Below are 10,133 nucleotides of genomic sequence, written 5' to 3'. Positions count from 1 at the left end.
CGCCGACTCCGCCGACCCGAACATGGCCTCCTACCGGATGAGCGTGGACAACCTCGCCGACTGGATCGCCACCCGCGGCTACAGCACCTCCTGACCGGCGACCAGCTGAACAGGAGCGAGCACGAAGGGCCGGCCCCCACAAGGGGCCGGCCCTTCGTCGTGTCTCGGGACCGTGTCTCAGGACCCGGGTCTCAGGAGCCGGCGAGTACGGCGAGGATCCCCTCGCCGTACTTGGCCAGCTTGTTGTCGCCCACGCCGCTGATCCGGGACAGCTCGGCCAGCGAGGTCGGCGCCTCGGTGGCGATCTGCCGCAGGGTGGCATCGTGGAAGATCACGTACGCCGGGACGCCCTGTTCCTTGGCGGTGGCCGCCCGCCAGGCGCGGAGCCGCTCGAACACCGGGACGGCGGCCGGGGCGAGGTCGGCCACCACGGTGGCCGCGCCCCGGGGTTTGGCGGACCGGCCGGACGTCGGCCGCTCCGGCTCCCGCCGCATGGTGACCGTGCGTCGGCGGCCCAGCACCTCGGCGCTCGCCTCGGTCAGGGCCAGGGTGCCGTAGTCGCCTTCGACGGCGAGCAGGCCCTCGGCGAGCAGTTGCCGCACCACGCCCCGCCACTCGGCCTCGCGCAGGTCGGTGCCGATGCCGAAGGTGCTCAGCGAGTCGTGGCCGTACTGGTCGACCTTGTCGGTGCGCTTGCCGAGCAGGATGTCCACGCAGTGCCCGGCGCCGAACCGCTGGTTGCGTTCCCGGTCCAGCCGGTAGACGGTGGAGAGCAGCTTCTGCGCGGCGACCGTGCCGTCCCAGGACTCCGGCGGCTCCAGGCAGGTGTCGCAGTTGCCGCAGTTGGCGGTGCCGCCCTCGCCGAAGTATTCGAGCAACTGGGCGCGGCGGCAGCGGACGGTCTCGCAGAGCGCCAGCATGGCGTCGAGGTGGGTGGCGAGGTTGCGCCGGTGGGCCAGGTCGCCCTCCGACGTCTCGATCATCTTGCGCTGCTGCACCACGTCTTGGAGCCCGTAGGCCAGCCAGGCCGTCGACGGCAGCCCGTCCCGCCCGGCGCGGCCGGTCTCCTGGTAGTAGCCCTCCACCGACTTGGGCAGGTCGAGGTGGGCGACGAAGCGCACGTCGGGTTTGTCGATGCCCATGCCGAAGGCGATGGTGGCGACCATGACCAGCCCGTCCTCGCGCAGGAAACGCTGCTGGTTGGCCGCTCGGGTCCCCGCGTCGAGCCCGGCGTGGTAGGGCAGCGCCGGGATGCCGTTGGCGACCAGGAACTCGGCGGTCTTCTCCACCGAGGCCCGGGACAGGCAGTAGACGATGCCGGCGTCGCCCGGGTGCTCGTCGCGCAGCAGGGCGAGCAGTTGCTTGCGCGGCTCCCGCTTGGGGACGATCCGGTACTGGATGTTGGGCCGGTCGAAGCTGGCCACGAAGTGCCGGGCGTCGGTCAGCTTGAGCCGGGTGGCGATCTCGGCGCGGGTGGCCCCGGTGGCGGTCGCGGTCAGCGCGATCCGCGGCACGTCCGGCCAGCGCTCGTGCAGCATCGACAGGTTGAGGTAGTCGGGGCGGAAGTCGTGCCCCCACTGCGAGACGCAGTGCGCCTCGTCGATCGCGAAGAGCGCGATCCGCCCGCGCTCCAGCAGGGCGACCGTGCCGCGCGTTGCCAGCGCCTCCGGCGCGAGGTAGAGCAGGTCGAGCTCGCCGGCGAGGAACGCCGCCTCGACCCGCCGCCGCTCGGTGAGGTCCTGGGTCGAGTTGAGGAAGCCGGCCCGGACGCCGACGGCGGTGAGCGCGTCGACCTGGTCCTGCATGAGCGCGATCAGCGGCGAGACCACCACCGCCACGCCGTCGCGGACCAGCGCCGGGATCTGGTAGCAGAGCGACTTGCCGCCCCCGGTCGGCATCAGCACCAGCGCGTCGCCGCCGGCCACCACGTGCTCGACGACCTCGTGCTGGAAGCCGCGGAAGGCGTCGTAGCCGAACACCCGGCGGAGCACCCGCAGCGCGTCCTCGGTCCGCTCATCGGTGGGGGAGACCATCCGCGCAGTCTACGAGCGTCCGCCGACAGCGCCCCGCCCCGAACGGGCGTGTGGCGGCAACCCGGACCTTGACAAAACGGACAAGCACCTGTTCCGGTCGTCACCCCGTGGAATCCCGGACGGGGTCGCAGCCGTTAGAGTCGCTGACTGACCACGCGCGCGGCCGATCGGCCGCGGCGCCACGGCTGGGGGTAGCGGGTGAGCGAGGCGCGGACGGCGGGAGACCTGGTGCCGACCAACGCGGAGACAGCTCTCGGACGGCCGGCGCCGGCCGAGGCGGAGACCACCCTGGTGGTGGTGACCGGCCTGTCCGGCGGTGGCCGCAGCACCGTGGCCCGGGCGCTGGAGAACGTCGGCTACTACGTGGTGGACAACCTGCCCCAGGCGCTGATGCTGGACATGGCCGAGCTGGCCTTCAAGGCCGGTGGCGCGGCCCGGCGTACGGCGATGGTGCTGGACGTCCGCTCGCGGGCCTTCTCCACCGACCTGGCCGGGGCGATCCGGGAGCTGCGCGAGCGCGGCTTCCAGCCCCGGGTGGTCTTCGTCGACGCCGACGACGAGGTGCTGATCCGCCGGTTCGAGAGCGTGCGCCGCTCGCACCCGTTGCAGGGCGACGGGCGGCTGGCCGACGGGATCGCCGTCGAGCGGGCCCTGCTGGAGGAGGCCCGGGACCAGGCCGACGTGATCATCGACACCAGCCACCTGAACGTGAACCAGCTCCGCCGCCGGGTCGAGGAGCTGTTCGGCGGGGAGGACTCCCGCCGGTTGCGGATCACCGTGCTTTCCTTCGGCTTCAAGTACGGCCTCCCCCCGGACGCCGACTTCGTGATGGACGCCCGGTTCCTGCCCAACCCGTACTGGGTGCCGGAGCTGCGCGAGCACACCGGGCGCGAGGAGGCGGTCAGCGCGTACGTGCTGGGCCAGGAGGGGGCGGACGCCTTCGTGGCCGGGTACGCGGACCTGGTCAACGCCACCACCGCCGGTTTCGAGCGGGAGGGCAAGCGCTACCTGACCGTGGCCGTCGGCTGCACGGGCGGCAAGCACCGCAGCGTGGCGATCGCCGAGGAGCTGGCCGCCCGGCTGCGCCGCTCCGGCATCGCCGCCAACGCGCAGCACCGGGACCTGGGGCGGGAATGAACCCGACCAGGGTGGTCGCCTTCGGCGGCGGGCACGGGCTCTCGGCGTCGCTGCGGGCGCTGCGGCACTGCGTACCCGAACTGGACCTGGACATCACCGCGGTGGTCACCGTCGGCGACGACGGCGGCTCCAGCGGGCGGCTGCGCGCGGAGCGCGGCGGCCTGCCCCCGGGCGACCTGCGGCAGGCGCTCGTCGCCCTGGCCGGCGACCACCCGGCCACCCGGCGCAGCGCGGCGCTCTTCCAGCACCGCTTCGCCGCCGCCGCGGCGAGCGGGGGAGCGGCCGATTCGCTCGCCGGCCACGCGGTCGGCAACCTGCTGCTGCACGGGCTGACCGAGCTGCTCGGCGACCCGGTGGTCGCGCTCGACCACGCCGGCGCGATGCTCGGCGCGGTCGGCCGGGTGCTGCCGATGTCCCGGCAGCCGGTCGGCATCGAGGCCCGGGTACGCGGCGCCGACCCGGACCGCCCCGACGAGGTCCGCACGGTGCGCGGCCAGCACCAGGTGGCGGTCACCTCCGGCACGGTCGAGTCGCTGCGGCTCACCCCGGCCGCGCCGGCCGCCTGCGCCGAGGCGGTGACCGCGGTGCGCGCGGCCGACTGGCTGATCTTCGGGCCGGGCAGCTGGTACACCAGCGTGCTGCCGCACCTGCTGGTGCCGGGCCTGGCCGACGCGATCGTCTCCAGCCCGGCGCGTCGCCTGGTGACCCTCAACCTGGTGGCGGAGAAGGAGACCCTCGGGCTCTCCCTGCCTGACCATTTGGACACCCTCCGGCGCTATCTGCCCGAGTTGAAGGTGGACATGGTGCTGGCCGACTCCAAGGCGGTGGGTGATCCCGTGGCGGTCGAACGTGCGGCAGAATCGCTGGATGCCCGGCTGGTCCTCGCTCCCGTCGCCGTCACCGACGGCACGCCCCGTCATGACCCGGCCGCCCTGGGCGCCGCGCTGGTGCCTGTCCTGGGCGCCGATCGTTAGACACGTACGTAATCACCGGCGACACGCCGGAACCGGTCCGTGAGGGGGCGCGCAACATGGCGATGACGGCTGCGGTCAAGGACGAGCTGAGTCGGGTCGACGTGCCCAAGCCCTGCTGCCGGCGGGCGGAGATGGCCGCCCTGCTCCGGTTCGCCGGCGGCCTGCACATCGTGTCGGGTCGCGTCGTGGTCGAGGCGGAGCTGGACACCGGCGCGGTGGCCCGGCGGCTCCGCCGGGAGATCGCCGAGGTCTACGGCTACCCGAGCGAGATCCACGTGCTGGCCTCGGGCGGCCTGCGCAAGGGCAGCCACTTCATTGTGCGGGTGGTCAAGGACGGCGAGGCCCTCGCCCGGCAGACCGGCCTGCTGGACGTCCGGGGCCGCCCGGTGCGCGGCCTGCCGCCGCACGTGGTGGCCGCCAACGTCTGCTGCGCGGTCTCCGCCTGGCGCGGCGCGTTCATGGCGCACGGCTCGCTGACCGAGCCGGGCCGGTCCAGCGCGCTGGAGATCACCTGCCCCGGCCCGGAGTCCGCGCTCGCCCTGGTCGGCGCCGCCCGCCGGATCGGCATCACCGCCAAGAACCGCGAGGTGCGCGGGGTGGACCGGGTGGTGGTCAAGGACGGCGACGCGATCGCCGCGCTGCTCACCCGGATCGGCGCCCACTCCAGCGTGCTCGCCTGGGAGGAACGGCGGGTGCGCCGCGAGGTCCGGGCGACCGCGAACCGGCTGGCCAACTTCGACGACGCCAACCTGCGCCGCTCGGCCCGCGCCGCGGTGGCCGCCGCCGCCCGGGTCACCCGCGCGCTGGAGATCCTCGCCGAGGACGCCCCCAACCACCTGACCTCGGCCGGCCGGCTGCGGCTGGAGCACCGGCAGGCCTCGCTGGAGGAACTCGGCGCGCTGGCCGACCCGCCGCTGACCAAGGACGCCATCGCCGGCCGGATCCGCCGGCTGCTCGCGCTCGCCGACAAGCGGGCCCGCGACCTGGGCATCCCGGATACCGAAGCGGCCGTCACGCCCGACATGCTCGTGGTCTGATAGGACCGGTGAGGCGTCGAGCTGCGAGGGGGATCACCACCCGCCGCAGCGCGGCGGCGCGCGCTCGGATAAGGTCGCTGCGTACGGCAAGGGGGCCGGCAAAGGCTCTCCTCGCCGTGCTCACCGCCTCGGGCGGTCTGGTCTCCTGGGACCGCGGCGGGGTGGCCGAGATGAACCGTCAACGGCCGGCTCCACCGGTCGGCGAACAATCTCCGCCGGCCGGGGTTCGACGCCGGCGGACCAGAACGCGAGGAGATGGGACCTGTGACCATCCGGGTTGGCATCAACGGCTTCGGCCGGATCGGCCGCAACTTCTTCCGGGCAGTGCTGGCGTCCGGCGCTGACATCGAGGTCGTGGCGGTCAACGACCTGACCGACAACGCCACGCTCGCCCACCTTGTCAAGTACGACAGCATCCTGGGCCGCCTCCCGCACGAGGTGAAGGCCACCGCCGACGAGATCACCGTGGGCGGCAAGACCATCAAGGCGTACGCCGAGAAGGACCCGGCCAAGCTGCCGTGGGGCGAGGTCGGCGCCGACGTCGTCATCGAGTCCACCGGTTTCTTCACCGACGCCACCAAGGCGAAGGCGCACATCGACGGCGGGGCCAAGAAGGTCATCATCTCCGCGCCGGCGAAGAACGAGGACGTCACCGTGGTCATGGGCGTCAACCAGGACCAGTACGACCCGGCCAAGCACACGATCATCTCGAACGCCTCCTGCACCACCAACTGCCTCGCTCCGATGGCCAAGGTGCTGCACGACACGTTCGGCATCCAGCACGGTCTGATGACCACGATCCACGCGTACACCCAGGACCAGAACCTGCAGGACGCGCCGCACAAGGACCTGCGCCGGGCCCGGGCCGCCGCGCTGAACATCGTGCCGACCTCGACCGGCGCCGCGAAGGCCATCGGCCTGGTGCTGCCGGACCTCAAGGGCAAGCTCGACGGGTACGCGCTGCGGGTGCCGATCCCGACCGGCTCGGTCACCGACCTCACCGTCAACGTCGCTCGGGAGACCAGCGTGGACGAGGTCAACGCCGCGCTGAAGGCCGCCGCGGACGGCCCGCTCAAGGGCATCCTGATCTACAACGAGGACCCGATCGTGTCCACCGACATCGTCACCGACCCGGCGTCGTGCATCTTCGACGCGCCGCTGACTAAGGTGGTCGGCAACCAGGTCAAGGTGGTCGGCTGGTACGACAACGAGTGGGGCTACTCGAACCGCCTGGTCGACCTGGTCAAGCTGGTGGGTTCGTCGCTGTGAGCATCCGCAACCTCGACGACCTGCTCGGCGAGGGGGTGTCGGGTCGGCGCGTGCTCGTGCGCGCCGACCTGAACGTCCCGCTCGACAAGCAGAGCGGTGAGATCACCGACGACGGCCGGATCCGGGCCGTGCTGCCGACCCTGAGCGCGCTGGTCCAGGCCGGCGCCAAGGTGGTCGTCTGCTCGCACCTGGGCCGCCCGAAGGGCGCGCCCGACCCGCAGTTCAGCCTCCGCCCGGTCGCCGGGCGGCTCGGCGAGCTGCTCGGCGCGCCGGTGCACTTCGCCGAGGACACCGTCGGCGACTCGGCCCGTTCCACCGTGGAGGGCCTGGCCGACGGCCAGGTCGCCCTGCTGGAGAACCTGCGCTTCAACAAGGGTGAGACCAGCAAGGACGACGCCGAGCGGGGCGCGTTCGCCGACCAGCTCGCCGCCTTCGGCGACGCCTACGTCGACGACGCCTTCGGCGCGGTGCACCGCAAGCACGCCAGCGTCTACGACGTGCCGGCCCGGCTGCCGCACGTTGCCGGCCGGCTCGTGCTGCGCGAGGTCGAGGTGCTCAGCAAGCTCACCGGCGACCCGGAGCGGCCGTACGTGGTGGTGCTGGGCGGCTCCAAGGTCTCCGACAAGCTGGCCGTGATCGAGGCCCTGCTGCCCACGGTCGACCGGCTGCTCATCGGCGGCGGGATGTGCTTCACCTTCCTCAAGGCCCAGGGCCACGAGGTGGGCACCTCGCTGCTCGAGGAGGAGATGGTCGAGACCTGCCGCAACCTCCTGGAGCGCTCGGGCGGCAAGATCCTGCTCCCGGTCGACGTGGTGGCCGCGGACGCGTTCGCGCCCGACGCCACCCACGACACGGTGCCCGCCGACGGCATCCCGAGCCACCGGCTGGGGCTGGACATCGGCCCGGAGACGGTGGCCGGCTTCGCGGCCGCGCTGTCCCAGGCGAAGACGATCTTCTGGAACGGGCCGATGGGCGTGTTCGAGATGGCCGCGTTCGCCAACGGCACCCGGGGCATCGCCGAGGCGATCACCAAGGCCGACGCGTTCAGCGTGGTCGGCGGCGGCGACTCGGCCGCGGCGGTGCGGGCGCTCGGCCTGGACGAGTCCTCGTTCGGGCACATCTCCACCGGCGGTGGCGCCTCCCTGGAATACCTCGAGGGCAAGACCCTCCCCGGCATCGCGGCCCTGGAGAGCTGAATGGCGAGCACCACCCGTCGGCCGCTGATGGCCGGCAACTGGAAGATGAATTTGAACCACCTCGAGGCCAACCTGCTGGTGCAGAAGCTGGCCGCGAGCCTCAACGAGAAGCAGCTCACCGCCGTCGAGACGGTGGTCCTGCCGCCCTTCACCGACCTGCGCACCGTGCAGACCGCGGTGGACGGCGACAAGCTCCTGATCGGCTACGGCGCGCAGGACCTGTCGCCGTTCCAGTCGGGCGCCTACACCGGGGACATCGCCGGGCCGATGCTCGCCAAGCTGGGCTGCACCTACGTGGTGGTCGGCCACTCCGAGCGGCGGCAGTACCACCACGAGGACGACGCGCTGATCAACGCCAAGGTGGCCGCGGCGCTGGCGAACGGGCTCACCCCGATCCTCTGCATCGGCGAAGGGCTGGAGATCCGCGAGCAGCTCCGGCACGTGCCGCACTGCTGCGACCAGCTCGACGCCGCCCTGAAGGGGCTCACCCCGGAGCAGGTCACCCAAGTCGTGGTGGCGTACGAGCCGGTCTGGGCGATCGGCACCGGCAAGACGGCGACCCCGGAGGACGCCCAGGAGGTCTGCGGCGAGGTGCGCAAGCGCCTGGTGGAGACCTTCGGCCAGGACACGGCGGACCAGGTCCGGATCCTCTACGGCGGGTCGGTGAAGTCGTCGAACGTGGCGGCGACCATGGCCCAGCCGGACGTGGACGGGGCCCTGGTCGGGGGTGCCAGCCTGGACGCCGAGGAATTCGCGCAGATCTGCCGGTTCCCGGAGCACATCGCCCGCTGATCGCTCGCTATCCTTGACGCTGCCCGCCCACCGGTCGGTGCCGCCGTGCCCGTCAGGACCGGGCAGTGATCGCAACGAGAGGATTGACCCCCGCCATGCCGATCTGGTTCGCCTACACGATGATCGTGTTGCTGGTCATCACGAGCATCCTGCTCACCCTGCTGATCCTCCTGCACCGTGGTAAGGGCGGCGGGTTGTCGAGCATGTTCGGCGGCGGCGTCAGCTCCAGCCTGGCCGGTTCCTCCGTGGCCGAGAAGAACCTCGACCGCTACACGGTTCTGGTGGGGATCATCTGGTTCGCGTGCATCGTCGGGATCGGGCTCTGGCTCCGGCTCCAGACGGGCAGCGGCGCCTGAGCGGGCGCTCCGAGTCGTACAATCTGCGCGCGGTCCGTTACGGACCGCGCGCAGTTTTGTGTTTCTCCGCGCGTCGCCCGCCGCTCATCCCCGTAAGCGGCGGTCCCCTCCGACGACAGGAGCGAGCAGCCGTGTCCAGTGGCAACGTCATCCGCGGCACCCGGATCGGGTCCGCCCCCGAGCGCTTCGAGCAGCGCATCGAGCCGGCGCCCCGCCGGCCCGTCACCTTCTGGTGCGGGAACAACCACCGCGTCCAGTTCCTCATCGCCGCCGAGGCGGAGACCCCGGAGACCTGGGACTGCCCGCGCTGCGGTGAGCCGGCCGGCCCCGACCCGGGCAACCCGCCCGGCCGAGCTCGGGTCGAGCCCTACAAGTCCCACCTGGCGTACGTGCAGGAGCGGCGCACCCCGGAGCAGGGCGAGGCGCTGCTCGCCGAGGCCCTGGAGACGCTGCGCCGGCGGCGAGGCGGGGCCTGAACACGCGGGAGCCCCGACCCGCCCGGGCCGGGGCTCCCACCGTCGTTCAGCGCAGGCTGCGCAGCCGGGGCGGCACGTCGGCCGCCGCCGCCCGGTCCAGCAGCCAGAGGGTACGGGACACCCCGTGCACCCCGGCCGCCGGCAGCTGCACCGGCCCGGCCCCGGCGAGGGCCATCCCGACCGCCCGGGCCTTGTCCGCCCCGGCGGCGATCAGCCACACCTCCTCGGCCGTGTTGATCGCCGGCAGGGTCAGCGTCGTGCGCACCGGCGGCGGCTTGGGGCTGCCGCGGACCGCGCTGCACAGCCGGGTGTCGTGGTGCACGGGATGCTCCGGGAAGACCGAGGCGACGTGCCCGTCCTCGCCGACACCCAGCATCAGCACGTCGAAGTGGGGGAGGGTGGCGGTCCCCGGCCGGGCGGCCCGGGCCAGCTCCTGCCCGTACTCGGCGGCGGCCGCCTCCGGGTCGTTGCCGGCCGGCCCGTCGGAGGCCGGCATCGGGTGGATGCGGGCCGGGTCCAGCGGCACCCCGTCCAGCAGCGCGGCCCGGGCCTGGGTCTCGTTGCGCTCCGGGTCACCCGAGGGCAGGAACCGCTCGTCGCCCCACCAGACGTCGACCCGGGACCAGTCGACCGCGTCCCGGGCCGGCAGCTGCGCCACCGCCCGGTACACCGCCGCGGCGATCCGCCCGCCGGTCAGCACCACCGACGCCTGGCCCCGCTCGGCCTGCGCGTCGAGCAGCTTCACCACCAACCGGGCCGCCACCGCCTGCGCCAGCAGGTCGGGATCGGCGTGTACGGCGACACTCGCCTCACTCATCCATCGTGCCTTCGCCCTCCGACCGCCCCGCGGCGGTCACCTGTGC

The 10,133-nt window shown here is 72.8% G+C and carries 10 protein-coding genes and 1 pseudogene; 9 read left to right on the top strand and 2 right to left on the bottom strand.

The features are described from left to right. A pseudogene (locus AB0F68_RS28790) lies at nucleotides 1–94 on the top strand (phytochelatin synthase); the annotation flags it as partial. A gap of 97 nt (nucleotides 95–191) precedes the next feature. On the opposite strand, the gene recQ reads toward AB0F68_RS28790, so the two are convergent. Next, nucleotides 192–2,033, bottom strand: a complete 1,842-nt coding sequence (gene recQ / locus AB0F68_RS28785) for a DNA helicase RecQ (protein WP_357343858.1) — start codon at nucleotides 2,031–2,033, stop codon at nucleotides 192–194. 228 nt (nucleotides 2,034–2,261) lie between these two features. Here recQ and rapZ point away from each other — a divergent pair, with 228 nt between their 5' ends. The 8 genes from rapZ (at nucleotide 2,262) to AB0F68_RS28745 (ending at nucleotide 9,270) form a co-directional block, all read left to right on the top strand. Then, nucleotides 2,262–3,170 carry an RNase adapter RapZ gene (gene rapZ, locus AB0F68_RS28780; protein WP_355667025.1) on the top strand — a complete coding sequence of 303 codons (909 nt, stop codon included), beginning with the start codon at nucleotides 2,262–2,264 and terminating at the stop codon, nucleotides 3,168–3,170. Beyond that, the gene (gene yvcK, locus AB0F68_RS28775) at nucleotides 3,167–4,144 is read left to right on the top strand and encodes a uridine diphosphate-N-acetylglucosamine-binding protein YvcK (protein WP_357343856.1); all 978 of its coding nucleotides are present in this window, start codon (nucleotides 3,167–3,169) and stop codon (nucleotides 4,142–4,144) included. Before rapZ ends, yvcK begins: the two co-directional genes overlap by 4 nt. Nucleotides 4,145–4,200: 56 nt before the next feature. After that, nucleotides 4,201–5,181, top strand: a complete 981-nt coding sequence (gene whiA, locus AB0F68_RS28770; RefSeq protein ID WP_088999356.1) for a DNA-binding protein WhiA — start codon at nucleotides 4,201–4,203, stop codon at nucleotides 5,179–5,181. A 264-nt stretch (nucleotides 5,182–5,445) separates the two neighbouring features. After that, nucleotides 5,446–6,450, top strand: a complete 1,005-nt coding sequence (gene gap, locus AB0F68_RS28765) for a type I glyceraldehyde-3-phosphate dehydrogenase (protein ID WP_357343854.1) — start codon at nucleotides 5,446–5,448, stop codon at nucleotides 6,448–6,450. Further along, the gene (locus AB0F68_RS28760; RefSeq protein ID WP_357343852.1) at nucleotides 6,447–7,646 is read left to right on the top strand and encodes a phosphoglycerate kinase; all 1,200 of its coding nucleotides are present in this window, start codon (nucleotides 6,447–6,449) and stop codon (nucleotides 7,644–7,646) included. The genes gap and AB0F68_RS28760 overlap by 4 nt, the downstream gene beginning before the upstream one ends. Further along, nucleotides 7,647–8,438: a triose-phosphate isomerase gene (tpiA, locus tag AB0F68_RS28755; protein WP_357343850.1), complete on the top strand. Its 792-nt coding sequence runs from the start codon at nucleotides 7,647–7,649 to the stop codon at nucleotides 8,436–8,438. A 95-nt stretch (nucleotides 8,439–8,533) separates the two neighbouring features. Further along, nucleotides 8,534–8,794 carry a preprotein translocase subunit SecG gene (secG, locus tag AB0F68_RS28750; protein WP_151461972.1) on the top strand — a complete coding sequence of 87 codons (261 nt, stop codon included), beginning with the start codon at nucleotides 8,534–8,536 and terminating at the stop codon, nucleotides 8,792–8,794. A 131-nt stretch (nucleotides 8,795–8,925) separates the two neighbouring features. Further along, nucleotides 8,926–9,270 carry an RNA polymerase-binding protein RbpA gene (locus AB0F68_RS28745; RefSeq protein ID WP_357343847.1) on the top strand — a complete coding sequence of 115 codons (345 nt, stop codon included), beginning with the start codon at nucleotides 8,926–8,928 and terminating at the stop codon, nucleotides 9,268–9,270. Nucleotides 9,271–9,316: 46 nt separating this feature from the next. On the opposite strand, the gene pgl is transcribed toward AB0F68_RS28745, so the two are convergent. Then, nucleotides 9,317–10,087, bottom strand: a complete 771-nt coding sequence (gene pgl, locus AB0F68_RS28740) for a 6-phosphogluconolactonase (protein ID WP_357343845.1) — start codon at nucleotides 10,085–10,087, stop codon at nucleotides 9,317–9,319. Nucleotides 10,088–10,133: the final 46 nt, after the last annotated feature.

The organism is Micromonospora sp. NPDC023966 (assembly GCF_040639095.1).
Taxonomy (GTDB): domain Bacteria; phylum Actinomycetota; class Actinomycetes; order Mycobacteriales; family Micromonosporaceae; genus Micromonospora.
Note: the sequence above shows the minus strand (reverse complement) of the source record. Positions and strands in the feature narration are given on the sequence as shown.

Bases quoted from the DNA above. Each gene is read 5' to 3' on its own strand.
- recQ (WP_357343858.1), bottom strand. From the start codon at position 2,033: ATGGTCTCCCCCACCGATGAGCGGACCGAGGACGCGCTGCGGGTGCTC.
- yvcK (WP_357343856.1), top strand. From the start codon at position 3,167: ATGAACCCGACCAGGGTGGTCGCCTTCGGCGGCGGGCACGGGCTCTCG.
- whiA (WP_088999356.1), top strand. From the start codon at position 4,201: ATGGCGATGACGGCTGCGGTCAAGGACGAGCTGAGTCGGGTCGACGTG.
- tpiA (WP_357343850.1), top strand. From the start codon at position 7,647: ATGGCGAGCACCACCCGTCGGCCGCTGATGGCCGGCAACTGGAAGATG.
- secG (WP_151461972.1), top strand. From the start codon at position 8,534: ATGCCGATCTGGTTCGCCTACACGATGATCGTGTTGCTGGTCATCACG.
- pgl (WP_357343845.1), bottom strand. From the start codon at position 10,087: ATGAGTGAGGCGAGTGTCGCCGTACACGCCGATCCCGACCTGCTGGCG.